The sequence below is a fragment of the Sphingomonas sp. genome (genome assembly GCF_019746015.1).
Classification (GTDB): Bacteria; Pseudomonadota; Alphaproteobacteria; order Sphingomonadales; family Sphingomonadaceae; genus Sphingomonas.
This window is the reverse complement of the sequence record NZ_JAIESM010000032.1, coordinates 44,061-63,702: the sequence shown is the minus strand read 5'-3', so window position 1 is coordinate 63,702 and position 19,642 is coordinate 44,061. Positions and strand designations below refer to the sequence as shown.

Below are 19,642 nucleotides of genomic sequence, written 5' to 3'. Positions count from 1 at the left end.
GGTGCCTCGCGCCGAAGCACCCGCCGCCGGTTCAGCGATAATGGACCGATCGCATCGCGCGGCTGGCTTCCTCGGTCACCGCGCCGTCGAACACGCGCGTGGTAAAGGCCGCGCCCAGCCGCCGGGCTTCCTCAGGGAAATAATCCTGCGCGAAGCGCTCGGCATCTTCCAGCGTGTCGAACTCGTAAAAGCCGCCGACCGAATTGTTGCGGTGGCCGCTCAGCCAGGTCTTGTTGTTGAGGCCGGGCTGTTCGAGCAGCGTCGGGTTCAGCTCGCGCCACGGGGCCGCATCGAACGGCACGGACAGCTGCACTTCGGTATAGACAAAGGCCTTGGCCATTTTTCGTCTCCGTCATTCGCGTCGACGGAATTGCCGGCGCGCCACAACCGCTGTATAACGATCGCTATGTGGTAATAAGATAACGAACGTTATGTTGTCAACCCGTGGTGTCGAAAGGATTTGAATGCCGCATCCTGTCGGGAAGAAAGAGGAGGGCCGTGCCCGGCTGCTGGCCGGGGCGGGGCGCAGTTTCCGGGCGTTCGGCTATGGCGGTGTCGGTGTCGATGGCATCGCGCGCGAGGCGGGCGTCACCTCCGGCGCCTTCTATGCCCATTTCCCCTCCAAGGCCGCCGTCTTTGGCGAAGTGGTCGCCGTCGGCCTTGCCGACCTTGCCGCCGGCATTCGCGGATTCCGCGAAGGGGGCGCGGGATGGGCGGAGCAGCTGATCGATTTCTATCTCGACGAGCGGCTGAACTGCGACGTTCGCGAGAGTTGCGCGCTGCAGTCGCTGACGGCGGAGGCGGCGCGCGGCGCCGATGATGTGCGGCGCGGTTTCGCCGATGGCTTTGCGCAGGCCGTGGCCGCGATGACGTCTACAGATGGCCCGGCCCCGCTCGATCACGACCGCGCCGTCGCGCTGCTGGCGCTGCTGTCGGGCGGCGTCACCATCGCGCGGACCCTGCCCGACGGCCCGGCCAGAGCGGCCGTCGCCCGGGCCACCGGCGATGCCGCCCGGCGGTTGCTGCGCGCGGCACGGGATGCGTGACCGGCGGGCCGCTATCCCGCCGCCTGCTGGCGCGGCCGCAGGATGATCATCACCGCCACCGCCAACAGCAGAATGGCGCCTGCCTCGAACAGGATGTTTTCGGGCTTCATGTCCTTGCCCTGCAGCACGATCAGCCGGGCAAGCGCGGTGATGGCAATGAAGATGGGATAGGCAAAGGGCGAGGCGAAGCCGTGGCCGGTGTAGAACACGCCGACCATGCCGATCACTTCGGTGTAGAGGAACATCTGCAAAATGTCGGCCAGAGTTACCGTCTGCGTGGCGAAGACGAGGTAGATTTCGCGCGCCACCGCGCCGATCGTCAGCAGCGCGATGATGATCAGCAGGCTCTGTTCGAGCGCGTTGAAGCCTGAAACGGCCAGGCTCCTGATCCTGGCGCCGCCCAAATCCGCGTCGGGTTGTTCGGGTGGCATGCGTCGTGCTCCCACGATACTTTGCCGATCATAGCGCAGATGAGGCGGCGGGCCTATCGATTATCTCAGACCCACCCCTCCAGCACCTGGTCGGGCGGGCGGTGGCCATCGGCCCAGACGCGGATGTTGGTGATGACCTTTTCGCCCGAGGCAAAGCGCCCCTCGAACGTGGCGGAGCCCATGTGCGGCGTCATCACCACATTGGGCAGCGCCAGCAGGCGCGGGTCGATGGCGGGTTCGTGCTTCCACACATCGAGCCCGGCGCCGGCCAGCCGCCCGGCCTCCAGCGCGTCGATCAGCGCATCCTCGTCGACAATTCCGCCGCGCGAGGTGTTGATGAGGTAGACGTGTCGCCGCATCAGCGCGATCCGGTCTGCGTTGATCAGATTCTCGCTGTCGGCATTGCGCGGGGTGTGAATCGTCAGAATGTCGATCGCGCCCAGCATCTCGTCCAGATTGGGGTGCCACATTGCGCCCAGCTCGGCCTCCACCACTTTGGGCAGGCGGTGGCGGTTGTGGTAATGGATCGACAGGCCAAAGGCGCGCGCCCGCCGCGCCACCGCCTGGCCGATGCGGCCCATGCCGATGATGCCCAGCGCCTTGCCGCCGATGCGGTGGCCCAGCATGCCGCCCGGGCTCCAGCCCTTCCACTGGCCGGAACGGACCAGCTTTTCCCCTTCCGCCAGCCGGCGCGGCACCGAGATGATGAGCGCCATCGCCATGTCGGCGGTATCCTCGGTCAGCACGCCGGGGGTGTTGGTGACGATGATGTCGCGCGCGCGGCACGCCTTCAGGTCGATATGGTTCACGCCCGCGCCGAAATTGGCGATCAGGCGCAGCCGGTCGCCGGCCTGTTCGATGAGCGCGGCATCGATCTCGTCGGTCACGGTCGGCACCAGCACGTCGCAGCTGCGCATCGCCTCTGCCAGCTGATCGCGGCTATAGGGGGTGTCGGCGCGATTGAGCGTCACGTCGAACAGCTCGGCCATCCGGTCCATCACCGCATCCGCCAGTTCGCGGGTGACGATCACCTTGGGATTGGGCGTTTTCGCCCATTTTCGTCTCAAATCGGGCATGGATGCGGCTTGGCGGCTGTTTGGCGCCCCGTCAACGGTGTTGAACTATGGGCAGGGCGGCCGGTAGACTGGGCCCGCAACGGCAAGGGGTGTGGACGATGCGGAGACTGGCCTGGAGCCTGGCGGGATTGGCCCTTGTCGCGGCCGGCAGCGGCGGCGTTGCCTGGGCGCAGAAGCGCGCCGTGCCCTATTTCGCGTCGATCCGCGCGCCGGAGGCCCGCATGCGCACCGGGCCGGGGCGCAACTATCCGATCAGCTGGAAATATGTGCGGCAGGACCTGCCGGTGAAGGTGGTCGACATCTATCGCGACTGGCGCAAGATCGAGGATCCGGGCGGCACGCAGGGCTGGATGAAGTCCAACCTGCTGGCCGACACGCGCACCGCGCTGGTGCTGGGCAGCGCGGCCGAGTTGCGCGATGCGCCCCGCTTCGATGCCAAGGTCAGCTGGCGCGCGGCGCCGGGCGTGGTCGGGCGGGTGAGCAAATGCGCGCGCGGCTGGTGCTTCCTAGACGTGCGCGGGCGCGGCGGCTTTGTCGAGGCGAACCGGCTCTGGGGCGTGGCGCCCGACGAGGAGCTGGCTTGAGCGACGGCTGGCGGATTGTCGAGGACCCGGCGACGGGGCCTGAAATCACCGCCCTCATCGCCTATCATCTGGCGCAGATGCACGCCCAGTCGCCGCCGGAAAACGTGTTCGCGCTGGGGCTGGAGGCACTGCGCGCGCCGGGCGTCACCCTGTGGACGGCGTGGGAGGGCCAAGCGCTGCTGGGCTGTGCGGCGCTGAAGCTGCTGGGGCCGGGGGAGGGCGAGATAAAGTCCATGCGCACCGCGCCCGACCATCTGCGCCGGGGCGTGGCCGCGCACCTGCTTGCTCATCTGGTCGCGGCGGCGCAGGCGCGGGGGCTGGGCCGGCTCTATCTGGAAACTGGCAGCGGGCCGGGCTTTGCCGCCGCGCATGCGCTCTATCTGCGCCACGGCTTTGCGTTCTGCGGGCCGTTTGCCGATTATGCCGAAAACGCGTTCAGCCGCTTCATGGCGCGCACGATCACCTGATCCACCGCTTTTTCGGGTGCGCTGCACCAACCGGTGCTTGCCCCCGCCAACCCATCCGCTTAGAAGCGCGGCAATTCCTTCCCCTGGACAAGGCGAGAACCGCTTTGCTTGATCTGTCGCAATATCTGCCCATCCTGCTGTTTCTGGCGGTCGCGCTGGTGCTGTCCTGCGCCTTCGTGTTCCTGCCGATGGCGGTGTCACGGCTGACCGGCACGCACAACCCCACGCCGGAAAAGCTGGCCGAATATGAGTGCGGCTTTCCCGCGTTCGAGGATTCGCGCAGCCAGTTCGACGTGCGCTTCTATCTGGTCGCCATCCTGTTCATCGTGTTCGATCTGGAGGCGGCCTTCATCTACCCCTGGGCCGTTTCGGTGTTCAAGCTGGGCTGGACCGCGTGGTTCGCGATGATGATCTTCATCGCCGAGCTGGCGCTGGGGCTGGCCTATGCGTGGAAGAAGGGGGCACTGGATTGGGAATGAACGTGACGCCCGCACCCGCCACCATGCCCGCCGCCGGCACCCTGCCGGACGTCGGCTTTCTGAACGACATCAACAGCGAGCTGACCGACAAGGGCTTTCTGGTCACCTCGACCGAGGAACTGTTCCAGTGGGCGCGCACCGGGTCGCTGTGGTGGATGACCTTTGGTCTCGCCTGCTGCGCGGTGGAGATGATCCACGTCAACATGCCGCGCTATGACCTCGAACGCTTCGGCGCCGCGCCGCGCGCGTCCCCGCGCCAGTCCGACGTGATGATCGTGGCCGGCACGCTCTGCAACAAGATGGCGCCCGCGCTGCGCCGGGTCTATGATCAGATGTCGGACCCCAAATACGTCATCTCGATGGGCAGCTGCGCCAATGGCGGCGGCTATTATCATTACAGCTACAGCGTGGTGCGCGGCTGCGACCGGATCGTGCCGGTGGACATTTACGTGCCCGGCTGCCCGCCGACGGCAGAGGCTTTGCTCTATGGCATCATGCAGCTGCAGCGGAAGATCCGCCGCGTGGGGGCGCTCGATCGATGAAGGCGCCCGCACCCGCTTACGCCCCCAATGACGGCGTGATCGACACCGCCCGCGCCGCGCTGGGCGATCTGCTGGTCGATACGCTCGACGCGCATGGCGAAGTGACGCTGACCATCGCGCGCGACGGGCTGGTCGAGGCGATGACCCTGCTGCGCGACACGCCCGGCCTTGCCTATCAGCAGCTGATGGAAATCGCCGGCGTCGATTACCCTGAGCGGCCTGAGCGGTTCGACGTTTGCTATCACCTGCTGTCGGTCACGCGGAACCACCGCCTGCGCGTGCGCGTGCTGACCGACGAGGTGCAGCCGGTGCCAAGCGTGACCGGCATCTGGCCCGTCGCCGGCTGGCTGGAGCGTGAAGTGTACGACATGTACGGCGTGCTGTTCAGCGGCAATGGCGATCTGCGCCGCATCCTGACCGATTACGGCTTTCGCGGCCATCCGCAGCGCAAGGATTTCCCGCTCACCGGCTATGTCGAGCTGCGCTATTCCGAAGAGGCCAAGCGCGTGGTTTATGAGCCCGTGAAGCTGGCCCAGGATTTCCGCGTGTTCGACTTCACCAGCCCGTGGGAAGGCGCGGACTATATTCTGCCCGGCGACGAAAAGGCCCAGTGATGACCGACACCAGAGCCAGCGAGCGCGTGGTGGACCCGGAAACCGGCGAAATCGCGATCGAAAACTATACCGTCAATTTCGGCCCCCAGCATCCGGCCGCGCACGGCGTGCTGCGGCTGGTGATGGAGCTGGACGGCGAAATCGTCGAGCGGCTCGATCCGCATGTGGGGCTCCTCCACCGCGGCACCGAAAAGCTGATCGAGTACAAGACCTATCTTCAGGCGCTGCCCTATTTCGACCGGCTGGATTACTGCTCGCCGCTGGGCATGGAATATAGCTATGTGCTGGCGATCGAGAAGCTGCTCGATCTGGAAGTGCCGCTGCGTGCCCAGTATCTGCGCGTGCTGTTTGCCGAACTTACCCGCATTTCCAACCACATGCTGAACCTGGGCAGCCATGTGATGGATGTGGGCGCGATGACGCCGAACCTGTGGATGTTCGAGCTGCGCGAGGATTGCCTGAACTTTTTCGAGCGCGTTTCGGGCGCGCGGATGCACAGTGCCTATTTCCGCCCCGGCGGCGTGCACCAGGATGCGCCGCTGAAGCTGCTGTCCGACATTGGTGACTGGCTCGACACCCGCCTGCCGCGACTGTTCGAGGACGCGATTTCGCTGGTCGCCGACAACCGCATCTTCAAGCAGCGCAACGTCGACATCGCCGTGGTCAGCAAGGAAGACGCGCTGAAATGGGGCTTTTCCGGCCCGATGATCCGCGCCGCCGGCATCCCGTGGGACCTGCGCAAGAGCCAGCCCTATGACGTTTATGCCCGCATGAACTTCGACGTGCCGGTCGGCACGCGCAGCGATTGCTATGACCGGTTCATGGTGCGGGTGGAGGAAGTCCGCCAGTCGGCCCGCATCATCAAACAGTGCCTGGCCGAAATGCCCGAGGGGCCGATCGCCAGCCTGGACCGCAAAGTGGTGCCGCCCAAGCGCGGCGAAATGAAGCGCTCGATGGAAGCGCTGATCCATCATTTCAAGCTCTATACAGAGGGCTTCCACGTGCCCGCGGGCGAGGTTTACGTGGCCACCGAAAGCCCCAAGGGCGAGTTCGGCGTCTATCTGGTGAGCGACGGCACCAACAAGCCCTATCGCTGCAAGATCCGCCCGACGGCGTTCTCACACCTGCAGGCGATGGACTTCATGAGCCGCGGCCACATGCTGGCGGACACGACCGCGATCCTGGGCGCGCTCGACATTGTGTTCGGGGAGTGTGACCGGTGATCCCATCTTCCTCCCGTCATGCCGGACTTGATCCGGCATCCCGCTTCTTCTTCACCGCTGCGTCGAAAGGCAGCTGGACCCCGGATCAGGTCCGGGGTGACGGAGTCTGTGTTAATGGCTGATACCCCCCATATTCCCGACGAAGCCGAAACCCGCGCGCGCTGGGGCAGTTTTGCCTGGACGGCGGAAAATGCCGAAAAGGCGCGCACCATCCTGGCGCGCTATCCAGCCGGGCGGCAGCAGTCCGCCTCGCTGCCCTTCCTCGACCTTGCCCAGCGCCAGGTCGGCGCCGAGACGCAGACGCAAGGCTGGCTGCCGGTGCCGGTGATCGAGTTCGTCGCGCGCGAGCTAGGCATGCCCTATATGCGCGTGTTCGAGGTGGCGACCTTCTACACCATGTTCAACCTGGCGCCGGTCGGCCGCTATCATGTGCAGGTGTGCGGCACGACGCCGTGCATGCTCGCCGGGTCCGACGAGGTGATGAAGGCGTGCCGCAACCACGGGCTGAACAAGGGCAAGACCACGCCCGACGGCCTGTTCACGCTGACCGAGGTCGAGTGCCTGGGGGCGTGCGCCAATGCGCCGATGGTGCAGATCAACGACGACAATTACGAAGATCTGGACTATGACCGGATGACCGCGATCCTGGAGGCGCTGGCGCGCGGGGAAACGCCCCCGGCCGGCTCGCAGACCGGCCGCCGCGCCAGCTGCCCCGAAGGCGGGCCGACCAGCCTTGCCGCGATGGTGAACGACAACCACGATTACCGGGGAGAATGGGCATGAACAAGAAGACCATTGTCTCCATTCTCGCGGTCATCGGTGGGCTGGTCGTGCTGGGTTGGGTGCTGCGGCTGACCTTCGCGCTGCTCGGGCCGATCGTTGTTATCGGGCTGGGCGTGGTCGCCTATTTCGCGCTGACGGGGAACAAGCGGATCGGGGGCGGAAAATGAAATCTGATCGCACCAAGATGGTCAAAACTGCGCTGATCGGTTTCATGGTCGCCGGCGTTGTGCTCATCCTCGGTTCCTGGGCGATAACCGGCCAGGCGCCGTCTGCCGGCTGGATTGCGCCGTTTGTTCTTATTCTCGTCGCGATGGGCGGCTTGCAGGCGAAGAGCCCGGCAAAGTCGGACGGAAAAGGCGATATCGCCGGCAGCGACCACGATCGTCCGGGGGAGCCGTGATGCCGAAGTCGGCCAGAATCGGGGTGCCCGTCGTCGGCGCGAAGCGAGCCAGCTCCGGAGGTGGTGCATGAACATCCTCATCGCCCTGGCCGCCGCGCTGCTGGCGATTTTCGTTCTTGTGAAGCTGGTGCAGCTGGCCTTTGGCCTGATCGTGCTGGGCATGGCGGTGGGCGTGGGCATTGCCGCCTATCATTTCGTAACGCGCATGATGGAGCAGCGCCGGTGAGCCTGGCGGACAAGGATCGCATCTTCACCAACGTCTATGGTTTTCAGCCATGGACGATCGACGCCGCAATGAAGCGCGGCGACTGGGACAATACGAAAGCGCTGCTGGAGATCGGGCAGGACGCGATCATCGACCGGATCAAGGCATCCGGCCTGCGCGGGCGCGGCGGGGCCGGGTTCCCCACCGGCACCAAATGGAGCTTCATGCCCAAGGAGCCGCGCGCGGACCGGCCCAATTTCCTGGTCATCAACGCCGACGAATCCGAACCGGGCAGCTGCAAGGACCGCGAGATCATCCGCCACGATCCGCACAAGCTGATCGAAGGCGCGCTGGTCGCCGGCTTCGCGATGCGCGCGCGCGCGGCCTATATCTACATTCGCGGCGAATATATCCGCGAGGCCGAAACGCTCTATGCCGCCGTGGCAGAGGCCTATGCCAAGGGCTTCATCGGCAAGAATGCCAGCGGTTCGGGCTATGATTTCGACGTCTTCGTCCACCGCGGCGCCGGCGCCTATATCTGCGGCGAAGAGACCGCGATGCTCGAAAGCCTGGAGGGCAAGAAGGGCCAGCCCCGGCTGAAGCCGCCCTTCCCGGCGGGCGCGGGGCTTTATGGCTGCCCGACCACCGTGAACAATGTCGAATCGATCGCGGTGGTGCCCACCATCCTGCGACGCTCGCCCGAGTGGTTTGCGAGCTTTGGCGCCGAGAACAACAAGGGCACCAAGCTGTTCCAGATCAGCGGCCATGTGAACCGCCCCTGCGTGGTCGAGGAGGCGATGAGCATTCCGTTCCGCGAGCTGATCGAAAAGCATTGCGGCGGCATTCGCGGCGGGTGGGACAATCTGCTCGCGGTCATCCCCGGCGGTTCCTCTGTGCCCTTGGTGCCGGCCGAGCAGATCATGGACTGCCCGATGGATTTTGACGGGCTGAAAAAGCTCGGCTCGGGCCTTGGCACCGCCGCCGTCATCGTGATGGACAAGTCCACCGACATCGTCCGCGCGATTTCGCGGCTCAGCTATTTCTACAAGCATGAAAGCTGCGGCCAGTGCACCCCGTGCCGCGAGGGCACCGGCTGGATGTGGCGGGTGATGGAGCGGCTGCGCACCGGCGATGCCGAAGTGAGCGAGATCGACACGCTCTATCAGGTGACCAAGCAGGTGGAAGGCCACACCATCTGCGCGCTGGGCGATGCTGCGGCCTGGCCGATCCAGGGCCTGCTGCGCCACTTCCGCCCCGAGGTCGAGCGGCGGATCGCGGAACGCAAGGGCGTGGCGCCGATGGCGGAGGCGGCGGAGTGATGGAGGGCTAGTAACATGGGTGGATTCTCAGTTGTCCATTGGGTCATCTTAATTCTTTGGGTTGTTGGCATAGGCATTCCTGTTGCCAAAATTCTCGGCCGATTGGGCTATTCGAAGATTTTTGTAGTCCTAGCATTCATTCCTTTGGCCAACATTGTAGGGCTTTGGATTCTGGCGAATGCAAATTGGCCGAACTTAGATGAAAATGAAGGCCACTAATGCCTAAACTCAAAGTCGATGGGATCGAAGTCGAAGTCCCCGCTGGCGCCACTGTGCTGCAGGCGTGCGAAGCGGCGGGCAAGGAAATCCCGCGCTTCTGCTATCACGAGCGGCTCAGCATCGCCGGCAATTGCCGCATGTGCCTGGTGGAGGTGAAGCCGGGGCCGCCCAAGCCGCAGGCGTCGTGCGCGCTGCCCGCCGCTGACAATCAGGAAGTCTTCACCAGCTCGGCCATGGTGAAGAATGCGCGCGAAGGGGTGATGGAGTTCCTCCTCATCAACCACCCGCTCGATTGCCCGATCTGCGACCAGGGCGGCGAATGCGACCTGCAGGACCAGTCGATCGCCTATGGCCGGGGCACCAGCCGCTATGACGAGAACAAGCGCGCGGTCACCGAGAAGTACATGGGCCCCATCGTCAAGACGGTGATGACGCGCTGCATCCAGTGCACGCGCTGCGTGCGCTTTGCCGAGGAAGTGGCGGGCGTGGAGGAAATCGGCGCCATTTATCGCGGCGAGAATATGCAGATCACCAGCTATCTGGAAAAAGCGGTGACGAGCGAACTTTCGGGCAATGTCGTCGATCTGTGCCCGGTCGGCGCGCTTACAGCCAAGCCCTATGCGTTCGAGGCGCGGCCTTGGGAGCTGAAGAAGACGCTGACCATCGACGTGATGGACGCGGTCGGCACCAACATCCGGCTCGACAGCCGCGGGCGCCAGGTGCTGCGCTGCCTGCCGGTGATCAACGAAGACGTGAACGAGGAATGGGCGAGCGACAAGACGCGCCACGCGGTCGATGGCCTGGTGCGCAAGCGGCTGGACCGGCCGTTCGTGCGGCGTGACGGCAAGCTGGTCGAGGCGAGCTGGGAAGAGGCGTTCGCGGCGATTGCGGCGGTCGATGCCGGCACCTCGGTCGCGGCGATTGCGGGCGATCTGGTCGATTGCGAAACCATGTTCGCGGCCAAGGCGCTGCTCGGCGCCATGGGCTCGACGCTGCTCGAGGGGCGGCAGACGGGGATGGATTACGACATCTCTTCGCTGGCTGCGCTCAACTTCAACACCGGCATTGCCGGCGCCGAGCGGGCCGACGCGATCCTGCTCGTCGGCACCAATCTGCGCTGGGAAGCGCCGCTGGTGAACACACGCCTGCGCAAGGCGATCAAGAAGGGCGCGAAGGTCTTTGCCATCGGGCCGGAGACCGACCTGACCTATAAGGTCGACTGGCTGGGCGACGACCTGGCGCTGCTGAACGATGTGCCGGCGGCGCTGGCCGATGCCTTTGCCAATGCCGAGCGGCCGATGGTGATTGTCGGCGGCGCGGCGCTGAAGCGCGGGCTGGGCGCAGCGCTGGCCTTTGCCGCGCGGTTCAATCTCGTGAGGGATGGCTGGAACGGCTTCAACACCGTCCACATGGCGGCGGCGCGCATGGGCGCCCTGATGTTGGGCTATGCGCAGGCCGGCGGCATTGCCGATATCGTGGCCGCCGCGCCCAAGCTCGCCTTTTTCCTGGGCGCGGATGAAGTGGATTTCAGCCGCTTCGCCGGCAGCTTCAAGGTCTATGTCGGCCATCATGGCGACAAGGGCGCGGCGGCGGCCGATGTGGTGCTGCCGGGGGCAAGCTATGCCGAGAAATCGGGCACCTGGGTCAATCTGGAGGGGCGGGTGCAGCGCGGCGAGCGCGCCGTCTTCCCGCCGGGCGACGCGCGCGAGGACTGGACGATCTTCCGTGCGCTCTCCGACCGGCTGGGCCACACGCTGCCGTTCGACACGCTCGATGCGTTGCGCGCGGCGATGGCGGCGGAGGTGCCGGCGCTCGGCACGCTGGGGCTGGCCACGTTCGACTGGACCCCGCCCGCGCTCGATGCGAGGGCGGAAGGGGCGATCGGCGCCTATCCGATCAAGGATTTCTACCTGACCAACGCCATCTGCCGCGCCAGCCCGACGATGCAGCGCTGTTCGGCCGAACTGATCCATGGCGAGGATTTTGCGGAGGCGGCGGAGTGACCGGCTGGTTCACCTATCTGGGCATGCCCTATGAGGCGGCGTGGTTCACCGCCACGCTCCTCGACATCCTCGTCATCGCCTTCCCGGTGATGCTGGCGGTGGCGATGATCATCTATGCCGACCGCAAGATCTGGGCGGCGATCGCGCTGCGCAAGGGGCCGAACGTGGTCGGCCCGTTCGGCCTGTTCCAGTCCTTCGCGGACGGGATCAAGGTGTTCCTGCAGGAAACGATCATCCCGGCCAGCGCCAACAAGGGCCTGTTCCTGATGGCGCCGATCATCACCTTCACGGTCGCGCTGATCGTGTGGGCGGTCATCCCGTTCCAGGCCGGGCTGGTGCTGGCGGACATCAATGTCGGGCTGCTTTATGTGCTCGCCGCTTCGTCGCTGGGCGTCTACGGCGTCATTATCGCCGGCTGGTCGTCCAACTCGAAATACCCGTTTTTCAGTGCGTTGCGGGCTGCAGCTCAGATGGTGTCCTATGAAGTCGCCATCGGCTTCGTGCTGATTTCGGTGGTGCTGTGGGCGGGCAGCTTCAACCTCTCCACCATCGTGATGAAGCAGCAGGGAACGCCGCTGTGGCTGCTCAACGGCTATGGCTTCAACCCGCTGCTCTTCCCGATGGCGGTGGTGTTCTTCATCAGCTCGATGGCGGAAACCGCGCGCGCGCCGTTCGACCTGACCGAGGCGGAAAGCGAGCTGGTCGCCGGTTTCCAGACCGAATATTCGTCGATGAGCTTCGCGCTGTTCTGGCTGGGCGAATATGCCAATGTCATCCTGATGTGCGCGCTCAACGCGCTGCTGTTCTGGGGTGGCTGGCTGCCGCCGCTCAACTGGGCGCCGCTCTATCTGGTGCCGGGCATTTTGTGGCTGTTCCTGAAGATCTGGGTCTTCTTCTTCCTGTTCAGCTGGGTGAAGGCAACGGTGCCGCGCTATCGCTATGACCAGCTGATGCGGCTGGGTTGGAAGGTATTCCTGCCGCTGAGCCTGATCTTCGTGTTCCTGGTGTCGGGCTATCTGATGCTGACCCGTGTGGGAGTTTCCGCGTGACCCTGGTTCAGACGCTAAAGGCCTATACGCTCTACGAGTTTATCGGCGCGCACCTGAAGACGCTTCGCTATTTCTTCAAGGCCAAGGCAACGATCAACTATCCGTATGAGAAGAACCCGATTAGCCCGCGGTTCCGGGGCGAGCATGCCTTGCGCCGTTACCCGAATGGCGAGGAGCGCTGCATCGCGTGCAAGCTGTGCGAGGCGATCTGCCCGGCGCAGGCGATCACCATCGAGGCCGAGCCGCGCGCCGATGGCAGCCGGCGCACCACCCGCTACGACATCGACATGACCAAGTGCATCTATTGCGGCTTCTGCGCAGAGGCGTGCCCGGTCGATGCCATTGTGGAGGGGCCGAATTTCGAGTTCGCCACCGAAACGCGCGAGGAGCTGATCTACGACAAGGCCAAGCTGCTCGACAATGGCGACCGCTGGGAAAGCGCGATTGCGGCAAACCTTGCCGCCGACGCGCCCTATCGTTAAGCGCCAAGCCGATTCCAAGGGGTTCCCCGACACCGTGATCCAGGTCCTTGCCTTTTATCTGTTCGCAACGCTCGTGCTCGCCGCAGCGGCGATGACGATTGCCTCGCGCAATCCGGTGCATTCGGTGCTGTGGCTGATCTTCGCCTTTTTCAACGCCGCCGGGCTGATGGTGCTGGTGGGGGCGGAGTTCATCGCGATGCTGCTGGTCATCGTGTATGTCGGCGCGGTCTCCGTGCTGTTCCTGTTCGTGGTGATGATGCTCGACATTGATTTTGCCGAGCTGCGCCAGGGCTTTGTGCGCTATCTGTGGCCGGGGCTGGCGCTTGCCGTCGCGCTGGCGGTGGAGCTGTTCATTGCCGCCGGCGCGTGGACGGCGGGGCCGATTGCGCTGGGCCGCCGCGCCGCGCCCACGCCGAACGGCACGCCCAATATCGAGGCGGTCGGCGCGCTGCTTTATTCGCGCTACCTCTATATCTTCGAGGCGGCCGGCCTGGTGCTGCTGGTCGCGATGATCGGCGCGATCGTGCTCACCCACCGCCAGCGGCGCGGAGTGAAGCCCCAGAATATCGGTCGCCAGATCGCCCGCCGTCCCGAAGAGGCCGTGCGCATGATCGATCAGCCCGTGGGGCAGGGAGTGGAGCTGTGATCGGGCTGGTTCATTATCTGGTGGTCGCCGCCATCCTGTTCACCATGGGCGTGCTGGGCATCTTCCTCAACCGCAAGAATATCATCGTCATCCTGATGGCGATCGAGCTGATCCTGCTGGCGGTGAACATCAATTTCGTCGCGTTCAGCGCCTTTCTGGGTGACCTGGTCGGCCAGGTGTTCGCGATGTTCGTGCTGACCGTGGCGGCGGGCGAGGCCGCGATCGGGCTTGCCATTCTCGTCATCTATTTCCGTGGCCGCGGCACCATCGCGGTCGACGATGTCAACCGGATGAAGGGGTAACGCCGGTGGGGGCCTCCATCCAGATCATCGTTTTCCTGCCGCTTCTGGCCGCGCTGGTCGCCGGGCTTGGCAACCGCGCGCTCGGTTCGGTTGCGGCCAAGAGCGTGACGACGGGCGCGTTGTTCGTCTCCTGCTCGCTGTCATGGCCGATCTTCCTGCAGTTTCTGGGCGGCGCGGCGCCGGCCAGCGTGACGCCGGTGCTCAGCTGGATTCATTCCGGCGGCATGGTGATCGACTGGGCGCTGCGCGTCGATGCGCTGACGGCGGTGATGCTGGTCGTCATCACCAGCGTGTCGGCGCTCGTCCACCTGTATAGCTGGGGCTATATGTCGGAGGACCCGGACCAGCCGCGCTTCTTTGCCTATCTCTCGCTGTTCACCTTTGCGATGCTGATGCTGGTGACGGCGGACAATCTGGTGCAGATGTTCTTCGGCTGGGAAGGCGTGGGGCTTGCCTCCTATCTGCTGATCGGCTTCTGGTTCCGCAAGCCGAGCGCCAATGCCGCCGCGATCAAGGCGTTCGTCGTCAACCGGGTGGGCGATCTGGGCTTCATGCTCGGCATTTTCGGCACCTATCTGGTGTTCAACACGGTTTCGATCCCCGAAATTCTGGCCGCCGTGCCGGGCCATGCCGGCTCCACCATCGGCTTTTTGTGGTTCCGGGCGGATACCATCACGGTGCTGTGCCTGCTGCTGTTCCTGGGCGCGATGGGCAAATCGGCGCAGCTGGGCCTGCACACCTGGTTGCCCGACGCGATGGAAGGGCCGACGCCGGTTTCCGCGCTGATCCATGCCGCCACCATGGTGACGGCGGGCGTGTTCATGGTGTGCCGCCTGTCGCCGATGTTCCAGGCGAGCCCTGCGGCAATGACGGTGGTGATGACGGTGGGTGCCGCCACCTGCTTCTTCGCCGCCACCGTCGGTCTGGTGCAGACCGATATCAAGCGTGTGATCGCTTATTCCACCTGTTCGCAGCTGGGCTATATGTTCTTTGCCGCCGGCGTTGGCGCCTATGGCGCGGCGATGTTCCACCTGTTCACCCACGCCTTTTTCAAGGCGCTGCTGTTCCTGGGCGCGGGCTCGGTGATCCATGCGATGCACCATGAGCAGGACATGCGCTTCTATGGCGGCCTGCGCCGGCACATTCCGATCACCTTCTGGGCGATGATGATGGGCACGCTTGCCATCACCGGCGTCGGCATTCCGGCGGTGTTCGGCAACGAGCTGGCGATCGGCTTTGCCGGTTTCCATTCGAAGGACGCGATCATCGAGGGCGCCTGGGCCGCCGGGCAGATGGGTGCCTCGGTCACCGGCATCATCGTTGCGCTGCTGACCAGCTTCTATTCGTGGCGGCTGATGTTCCTCACCTTCTGGGGCACGCCGCGCTGGGCAGGTTCCAAGCATATCCAGCATGCCGCCCATCATGGCGATGACCATGGCCATGACACGGCGCACGATGCGCATGACGACCACCACGCCCATGATCATGGCGATGGTACTGCCGGCTATCACCCGCATGAGAGCCCCTGGTCGATGCTGACGCCACTGGTGCTGCTCTCGGTGGGCGCGGTGGTGGCGGGTTTCGTCTTCCACGGCGCGTTCATCGAGCCGGAGGCGGGCAAGCATTTCTGGCGGGGCGCGCTGGCGTTCGACGCGCATCTGGCGCACGCAACGCACGAAGTGCCGACGTTGCTGAAGCTGTCGACGGGCATCGTCATGCTGCTGGGGCTGATCGGCGCCTGGGCGGTCTATGTCCGCCAGCCGGGCCTGGCGGACCGGATCGCCGGCGGCCTGTGGCTCATCCACCGCTGGCTGATGCACAAATGGTATTTCGACGAGCTGTATGACGTGCTGTTCGTGAAGCCGGCCTTCGCCTTTGGCCGCCTGTTCTGGAAGCGCGGCGACGAGGGGACGATCGACCGCTTCGGCCCCAATGGCGCCGCCGCTTTCGTGGCGCAGGGCAGCCGCGCGGCGGCCGCGCTCCAGTCCGGCTATATCTACACTTATGCCTTTGTCATGCTGATCGGGCTTACCGCCGTGGTCACCTGGGCGATTGCGAGCTGAGGGCGATGAACGGCTTTCCCATCTTGTCGGTAATGTTGCTGGTGCCCGCGCTGGCGGCGGTTGGCTGCCTGATGCTGGACGCCAAGGGCGCGCGCTGGCTGGCGCTGGCGGCGACCCTGGTCGATTTCGCGCTGGGCGTGGCGCTATGGGCGAATTTCGACATTGGCGGCGCGCAGTGGCAGTTTGTCGAGCGTTCCGCGCCGCTGTTCGGCCCGTTCGGCTGGTCGCTGGGGATCGACGGGTTCGCGCTGATGCTGATCATGCTCAGCGTCTTCCTGATGCCGATCTGTATCGGTGCCAGCTGGGAATCGGTCACCAGCCGCGTGCCCGAATATATGGCCGCCTTCCTGTTCACCGAAGTGCTGATGATCGGCACCTTCGCGGCGCAGGACCTGTTCCTGTTCTACGTCTTCTTCGAAGGCGGCCTCATTCCGATGTTCCTCATCATCGGCATCTGGGGCGGCGCGAACCGGGTTTATGCGAGCTATAAATTCTTCCTCTACACGCTGCTTGGCTCGCTGCTGATGCTGATTGCCATGCTGTACATGGTGCAGCAGGCGGGCACGTCGGAAATCCCCAAGCTGCTGACGCATGATTTCCCGCGCGCGGCACAGCCCTGGCTGTGGTTTGCCTTCTTTGCCTCGTTCGCAGTGAAGATGCCGATGTGGCCAGTGCATACCTGGCTGCCCGATGCGCACGTGCAGGCGCCGACGGCGGGATCGGTGATCCTGGCGGGCGTGCTGCTGAAGCTGGGCGGCTATGGTTTCTTGCGCTTTTCGGTGCCGATGTTCCCGCAAGCATCGGCCGATTACACCTGGCTGATCCTGGCGCTGTCGGCAGTGGCGGTGATCTATACCTCGCTTGTCGCGCTGGTGCAGTCCGACATGAAGAAGCTGATCGCCTATTCATCGGTCGCGCACATGGCGATCGTCACCATCGGCCTGTTCGCCTTCAACCGGCAGGGGATCGAGGGCGCGATGATCGTCATGCTGAGCCACGGGCTGGTGTCGGGCGCGTTGTTCCTGTGCGTCGGCATCATCTATGACCGGCTGCACACCCGCGAAATTGCCCGTTATGGCGGCCTCAGCATCAACATGCCGCGCTATGCGCTGTTCTTCATGCTGTTCACCATGGCGTCGGTCGGTCTGCCGGGCACCAGCGGCTTTGTCGGCGAGTTTCTGAGCCTGGCCGGCACCTATCAGGTGTCGACCACGGCGACGTTGCTGTGCACGACCGGCATCATTCTGGGCGCGGCCTATATGCTTTATCTCTATCGCCGCGTCGCCTTTGGCGATCTGGTGCATGACGATGTGCGGCTGATGCCCGATCTGTCGGCGCGCGAGTTCGCGCTGCTGGCGCCGATTGCCGTTGCCGTGCTGTGGATGGGCGTTTACCCCGAAAGTTTCCTCGCGCCGATGCGCGGCGACGTGAAGACGTTGGTCGCGCGCGTGGAGCGCAGCGCACCGGCAGGCGATTCAGCGCCGACCCCGGGCAAACCCGCGCTGGCCGCCGCGGCCCATGCGGAGGCACATTGATGACATATGCAACCCAGTTGATGATGACGCTGCCCGAGCTCGTGCTGACCGGCGGGGCGCTCGCGCTGATGATGGCCGCCGCCTGGGGCGCCGGCGCGCGCGCGGTGGGCTGGACGGCGGTTGCCGTGCTGCTGGGCGCGGGCATCGCGCTCGCCGGCCCCGCCTCCGCCGGGGGAGAGGCGTTTTACGGGCTCTACAAGGCCGATGCGTTCGCCACCTTCGGCAAGGTGCTGATCTATGGCGCGGCGGCGGCGGCAATCATCATGGCGCCCGGCTTTTTCGAGCGCACGCGTGGCGAGGCACTGCGCGCTGAATATCCGGTGCTCATTTTGCTCGCCGCCGTCGGCATGGGGATGATGGTGTCGGCGGGTGACATGCTGACGCTCTATGTCGGCCTCGAGCTGCAGAGTCTCGCCGCCTATGTGCTGGCCAGCTTCATGCGCCGCGATCAGCGCTCGGCTGAAGCGGGCCTCAAATACTTCGTCCTCGGCGCGTTGGCGAGCGGCATCCTGCTCTACGGCATTTCGCTGGTTTATGGCTTTTCGGGGACCACGCTGTTCGACGCGGTGGCGACGGCCTATGCGGGCGAGCATGGCAAGGGGCTGCTGTTCGGCCTGGTGTTCGTGTTCACCGGCCTGGCCTTCAAGATGAGCGCGGTGCCGTTCCACATGTGGACGCCCGATGTCTATGAAGGCGCGCCGACGCCGGTCACGGCCTTTTTCGGCTCTGCGCCCAAGGTGGCGGCGATCCTGCTGGCGGTGCGCGTGGCGGTGGAGGCGATGGGGCCGGCAATTGCCGACTGGCGCCAGATCGTGATCTTTGCCTCGCTCGCCTCGATCGTGCTGGGCGCGGCCGGTGCCATCGGCCAGAGCAATATCAAGCGGCTGCTCGCCTATAGCTCGATCAACAATGTCGGTTTCGCGCTGGTCGGGCTGGCGGCGGGAACGGCGCAGGGCGTGTCGGCCGTGCTCAGCTATATGGCGATCTATGTGGTGATGACGATCGGCAGCTTCCTGATCGTGCTGCAGATGCGCGACGAGGATGGGCAGCCGGTGGAGACCGTTGCCAGCCTGTCCGGCCTGTCGCGCACGCGGCCGGGCCTGGCCTTTGCCCTGGCGGTGATGATGTTCTCGCTTGCCGGCATTCCGCCGCTGTTCGGCTTCTACGCCAAGTTCGCGGTGTTCACGGCAGCGGTGCAGGCCGGGCTGTTCGCCTATGCCGCGATCGGCATCGCGCTGTCGGTGATCGGCGCCTATTATTATCTGCGCATCGTCAAGATCATGTATTTCGACGATCCCGCGCCCGCATTCGGCCGCAGCGACGACCGGATCGAGGGCGGGCTGATCGCGGCGTCGGCGGCGTTCCTGTCGCCGCTGGGTTATCTGCTGATCCCGGCGCTCGCGGCATGGAGCCAGACGGCGGCAAAGGCGCTGTTCTGAGCACGATCCGCACCGTCGCGGAGACGGGTTCGACCAATGCCGACATGATCGCGCTGGCGGCGACCGGTTTGGGTGAGGGCGTATGGCTGCGCGCCGACCGGCAGACCGGCGGGCGCGGGCGGCAGGGGCGGCACTGGGTGTCGCCGCCGGGCAACTTCTACGGCTCCACGCTGGTGCGGCTGCACCCCGGCGCCCCACCGCCGGCGACGCTGGCGCTGGTTGCGGCTGTCGCCCTGGCCGAAGCGGTTGCCGTTCATGCACCCGCTGCCCCGTTGCAGATCAAATGGCCCAATGACCTGCTGCTGGCGGGTGCAAAGCTTGCCGGCATCCTGCTGGAACGGACGGGCGATGCGGTGGTGGTGGGGATCGGCGTCAACCTGGCCCACCACCCGCAAGACCTTGACCGGCCGGTGACGAGCCTGGCCGCGCTTGCCGCCGCGCCCGATCCGCAGGCGTTTGCCGAGACGCTGGCCGAGTGCTTTGCGCGCTGGCTGGGGCGCTGGCGGGGGGAGGGGCTGGGGCCGGTGCGCGCCCGCTGGCTTGACCGGGCGCACCCGGCGGGGACCGCGCTGTCGGTCCATCTGCCCGACGGGACCGTGGCAGAGGGGCTGTTCCACGGGCTGGACGGGGACGGCGCGCTCATCCTGCGCTTGGCCGATGGCGCACATCGTGCCATTCATGCCGGCGACGTTTTCCTGATCTGAACGCGGCCGGGCCAGGCGCCTGCGCCGCGAT

24 protein-coding genes are annotated in these 19,642 nt (G+C 65.2%); 21 read left to right on the top strand and 3 right to left on the bottom strand.

What is annotated here, in order from left to right; genetic code table 11:
• Positions 1-31 precede the first annotated feature (31 nt).
• Positions 32-340: a hypothetical protein gene (locus tag K2Y03_RS04750; protein ID WP_294088663.1), complete on the bottom strand. Its 309-nt coding sequence runs from the start codon at positions 338-340 to the stop codon at positions 32-34.
• 124 nt (positions 341-464) lie between these two features.
• Between K2Y03_RS04750 and K2Y03_RS04745 the strand changes: the two genes are divergently transcribed.
• Positions 465-1,046 (top strand): TetR/AcrR family transcriptional regulator, encoded by a 582-nt coding sequence (locus K2Y03_RS04745; protein ID WP_294088662.1) that lies wholly within the window; start codon positions 465-467, stop codon positions 1,044-1,046.
• Between the two features lie 11 nt (positions 1,047-1,057).
• Here the strand turns inward: K2Y03_RS04745 and K2Y03_RS04740 are convergent, their stop codons facing one another.
• Positions 1,058-1,477: a phosphate-starvation-inducible PsiE family protein gene (locus tag K2Y03_RS04740; RefSeq protein WP_294088661.1), complete on the bottom strand. Its 420-nt coding sequence runs from the start codon at positions 1,475-1,477 to the stop codon at positions 1,058-1,060.
• Positions 1,478-1,542: 65 nt separating this feature from the next.
• Complete coding sequence (locus tag K2Y03_RS04735) at positions 1,543-2,553, bottom strand: D-glycerate dehydrogenase (RefSeq protein WP_294088660.1); 1,011 nt, start codon at positions 2,551-2,553, stop codon at positions 1,543-1,545.
• Positions 2,554-2,651: 98 nt separating this feature from the next.
• Between K2Y03_RS04735 and K2Y03_RS04730 the strand changes: the two genes are divergently transcribed.
• The 20 genes from K2Y03_RS04730 (at position 2,652) to K2Y03_RS04635 (ending at position 19,611) form a co-directional block, all read left to right on the top strand.
• The gene (locus K2Y03_RS04730) at positions 2,652-3,137 is read left to right on the top strand and encodes an SH3 domain-containing protein (RefSeq protein ID WP_294088659.1); all 486 of its coding nucleotides are present in this window, start codon (positions 2,652-2,654) and stop codon (positions 3,135-3,137) included.
• Positions 3,134-3,604, top strand: coding sequence for a GNAT family N-acetyltransferase (locus tag K2Y03_RS04725; RefSeq protein WP_294088658.1), 471 nt, complete (start codon positions 3,134-3,136; stop codon positions 3,602-3,604). The genes K2Y03_RS04730 and K2Y03_RS04725 overlap by 4 nt, the downstream gene beginning before the upstream one ends.
• Before the next feature lie 104 nt (positions 3,605-3,708).
• Positions 3,709-4,083, top strand: coding sequence for an NADH-quinone oxidoreductase subunit A (locus K2Y03_RS04720; protein WP_294088657.1), 375 nt, complete (start codon positions 3,709-3,711; stop codon positions 4,081-4,083).
• Between the two features lie 23 nt (positions 4,084-4,106).
• On the top strand, positions 4,107-4,625 hold the full coding sequence (locus tag K2Y03_RS04715) for an NADH-quinone oxidoreductase subunit B family protein (protein WP_294088779.1): 519 nt from the start codon (positions 4,107-4,109) through the stop codon (positions 4,623-4,625).
• The gene (locus K2Y03_RS04710) at positions 4,622-5,239 is read left to right on the top strand and encodes an NADH-quinone oxidoreductase subunit C (protein WP_294088656.1); all 618 of its coding nucleotides are present in this window, start codon (positions 4,622-4,624) and stop codon (positions 5,237-5,239) included. Before K2Y03_RS04715 ends, K2Y03_RS04710 begins: the two co-directional genes overlap by 4 nt.
• A complete protein-coding gene (locus K2Y03_RS04705; protein WP_294088655.1) occupies positions 5,239-6,462 on the top strand; it encodes an NADH-quinone oxidoreductase subunit D in 1,224 nt (407 codons plus the stop codon). Before K2Y03_RS04710 ends, K2Y03_RS04705 begins: the two co-directional genes overlap by 1 nt.
• A 114-nt stretch (positions 6,463-6,576) precedes the next feature.
• The gene (locus tag K2Y03_RS04700; RefSeq protein WP_294088654.1) at positions 6,577-7,245 is read left to right on the top strand and encodes an NAD(P)H-dependent oxidoreductase subunit E; all 669 of its coding nucleotides are present in this window, start codon (positions 6,577-6,579) and stop codon (positions 7,243-7,245) included.
• A complete protein-coding gene (locus tag K2Y03_RS04695; RefSeq protein ID WP_294088653.1) occupies positions 7,242-7,412 on the top strand; it encodes a hypothetical protein in 171 nt (56 codons plus the stop codon). The genes K2Y03_RS04700 and K2Y03_RS04695 overlap by 4 nt, the downstream gene beginning before the upstream one ends.
• On the top strand, positions 7,409-7,645 hold the full coding sequence (locus K2Y03_RS04690; RefSeq protein ID WP_294088652.1) for a hypothetical protein: 237 nt from the start codon (positions 7,409-7,411) through the stop codon (positions 7,643-7,645). The genes K2Y03_RS04695 and K2Y03_RS04690 overlap by 4 nt, the downstream gene beginning before the upstream one ends.
• Positions 7,646-7,712: 67 nt before the next feature.
• Complete coding sequence (locus K2Y03_RS04685) at positions 7,713-7,871, top strand: hypothetical protein (protein WP_294088651.1); 159 nt, start codon at positions 7,713-7,715, stop codon at positions 7,869-7,871.
• Entirely contained in the window at positions 7,868-9,169 is a 1,302-nt protein-coding gene (nuoF, locus tag K2Y03_RS04680) for an NADH-quinone oxidoreductase subunit NuoF (RefSeq protein ID WP_294088650.1), read from the top strand. The genes K2Y03_RS04685 and nuoF overlap by 4 nt, the downstream gene beginning before the upstream one ends.
• A 218-nt stretch (positions 9,170-9,387) precedes the next feature.
• A complete protein-coding gene (nuoG, locus tag K2Y03_RS04675) occupies positions 9,388-11,391 on the top strand; it encodes an NADH-quinone oxidoreductase subunit NuoG (RefSeq protein ID WP_294088649.1) in 2,004 nt (667 codons plus the stop codon).
• Between the two features lie 23 nt (positions 11,392-11,414).
• Positions 11,415-12,440 (top strand): NADH-quinone oxidoreductase subunit NuoH, encoded by a 1,026-nt coding sequence (gene nuoH, locus K2Y03_RS04670; RefSeq protein WP_294088777.1) that lies wholly within the window; start codon positions 11,415-11,417, stop codon positions 12,438-12,440.
• Complete coding sequence (gene nuoI / locus K2Y03_RS04665; RefSeq protein ID WP_294088648.1) at positions 12,437-12,922, top strand: NADH-quinone oxidoreductase subunit NuoI; 486 nt, start codon at positions 12,437-12,439, stop codon at positions 12,920-12,922. The genes nuoH and nuoI overlap by 4 nt, the downstream gene beginning before the upstream one ends.
• Before the next feature lie 34 nt (positions 12,923-12,956).
• The gene (locus K2Y03_RS04660; protein WP_294088647.1) at positions 12,957-13,568 is read left to right on the top strand and encodes an NADH-quinone oxidoreductase subunit J; all 612 of its coding nucleotides are present in this window, start codon (positions 12,957-12,959) and stop codon (positions 13,566-13,568) included.
• On the top strand, positions 13,565-13,870 hold the full coding sequence (nuoK, locus tag K2Y03_RS04655) for an NADH-quinone oxidoreductase subunit NuoK (RefSeq protein ID WP_294088646.1): 306 nt from the start codon (positions 13,565-13,567) through the stop codon (positions 13,868-13,870). Before K2Y03_RS04660 ends, nuoK begins: the two co-directional genes overlap by 4 nt.
• A gap of 5 nt (positions 13,871-13,875) precedes the next feature.
• Entirely contained in the window at positions 13,876-15,933 is a 2,058-nt protein-coding gene (gene nuoL, locus K2Y03_RS04650; RefSeq protein WP_294088645.1) for an NADH-quinone oxidoreductase subunit L, read from the top strand.
• Positions 15,934-15,938: 5 nt separating this feature from the next.
• On the top strand, positions 15,939-17,468 hold the full coding sequence (locus tag K2Y03_RS04645) for an NADH-quinone oxidoreductase subunit M (protein WP_294088644.1): 1,530 nt from the start codon (positions 15,939-15,941) through the stop codon (positions 17,466-17,468).
• Positions 17,468-18,907, top strand: coding sequence for an NADH-quinone oxidoreductase subunit NuoN (gene nuoN, locus K2Y03_RS04640; RefSeq protein WP_294088643.1), 1,440 nt, complete (start codon positions 17,468-17,470; stop codon positions 18,905-18,907). Before K2Y03_RS04645 ends, nuoN begins: the two co-directional genes overlap by 1 nt.
• A complete protein-coding gene (locus tag K2Y03_RS04635) occupies positions 18,874-19,611 on the top strand; it encodes a biotin--[acetyl-CoA-carboxylase] ligase (RefSeq protein ID WP_294088642.1) in 738 nt (245 codons plus the stop codon). Before nuoN ends, K2Y03_RS04635 begins: the two co-directional genes overlap by 34 nt.
• The last annotated feature ends 31 nt before the right edge of the window (positions 19,612-19,642 follow it).

What these genes read in the sequence shown, in the direction of transcription:
- K2Y03_RS04735 (WP_294088660.1), bottom strand. Translation starts at nt 2,553, where the DNA reads ATGCCCGATTTGAGACGAAAATGGGCGAAAACGCCCAATCCCAAGGTG.
- K2Y03_RS04715 (WP_294088779.1), top strand. Translation starts at nt 4,107, where the DNA reads ATGCCCGCCGCCGGCACCCTGCCGGACGTCGGCTTTCTGAACGACATC.
- K2Y03_RS04645 (WP_294088644.1), top strand. Translation starts at nt 15,939, where the DNA reads ATGAACGGCTTTCCCATCTTGTCGGTAATGTTGCTGGTGCCCGCGCTG.
- K2Y03_RS04710 (WP_294088656.1), top strand. Translation starts at nt 4,622, where the DNA reads ATGAAGGCGCCCGCACCCGCTTACGCCCCCAATGACGGCGTGATCGAC.
- K2Y03_RS04750 (WP_294088663.1), bottom strand. Translation starts at nt 340, where the DNA reads ATGGCCAAGGCCTTTGTCTATACCGAAGTGCAGCTGTCCGTGCCGTTC.
- K2Y03_RS04635 (WP_294088642.1), top strand. Translation starts at nt 18,874, where the DNA reads ATGGAGCCAGACGGCGGCAAAGGCGCTGTTCTGAGCACGATCCGCACC.
- K2Y03_RS04685 (WP_294088651.1), top strand. Translation starts at nt 7,713, where the DNA reads ATGAACATCCTCATCGCCCTGGCCGCCGCGCTGCTGGCGATTTTCGTT.
- K2Y03_RS04740 (WP_294088661.1), bottom strand. Translation starts at nt 1,477, where the DNA reads ATGCCACCCGAACAACCCGACGCGGATTTGGGCGGCGCCAGGATCAGG.
- K2Y03_RS04705 (WP_294088655.1), top strand. Translation starts at nt 5,239, where the DNA reads ATGACCGACACCAGAGCCAGCGAGCGCGTGGTGGACCCGGAAACCGGC.
- K2Y03_RS04745 (WP_294088662.1), top strand. Translation starts at nt 465, where the DNA reads ATGCCGCATCCTGTCGGGAAGAAAGAGGAGGGCCGTGCCCGGCTGCTG.
- nuoH (WP_294088777.1), top strand. Translation starts at nt 11,415, where the DNA reads ATGCCCTATGAGGCGGCGTGGTTCACCGCCACGCTCCTCGACATCCTC.
- nuoN (WP_294088643.1), top strand. Translation starts at nt 17,468, where the DNA reads ATGACATATGCAACCCAGTTGATGATGACGCTGCCCGAGCTCGTGCTG.
- K2Y03_RS04700 (WP_294088654.1), top strand. Translation starts at nt 6,577, where the DNA reads ATGGCTGATACCCCCCATATTCCCGACGAAGCCGAAACCCGCGCGCGC.
- K2Y03_RS04730 (WP_294088659.1), top strand. Translation starts at nt 2,652, where the DNA reads ATGCGGAGACTGGCCTGGAGCCTGGCGGGATTGGCCCTTGTCGCGGCC.
- K2Y03_RS04690 (WP_294088652.1), top strand. Translation starts at nt 7,409, where the DNA reads ATGAAATCTGATCGCACCAAGATGGTCAAAACTGCGCTGATCGGTTTC.
- K2Y03_RS04695 (WP_294088653.1), top strand. Translation starts at nt 7,242, where the DNA reads ATGAACAAGAAGACCATTGTCTCCATTCTCGCGGTCATCGGTGGGCTG.
- nuoG (WP_294088649.1), top strand. Translation starts at nt 9,388, where the DNA reads ATGCCTAAACTCAAAGTCGATGGGATCGAAGTCGAAGTCCCCGCTGGC.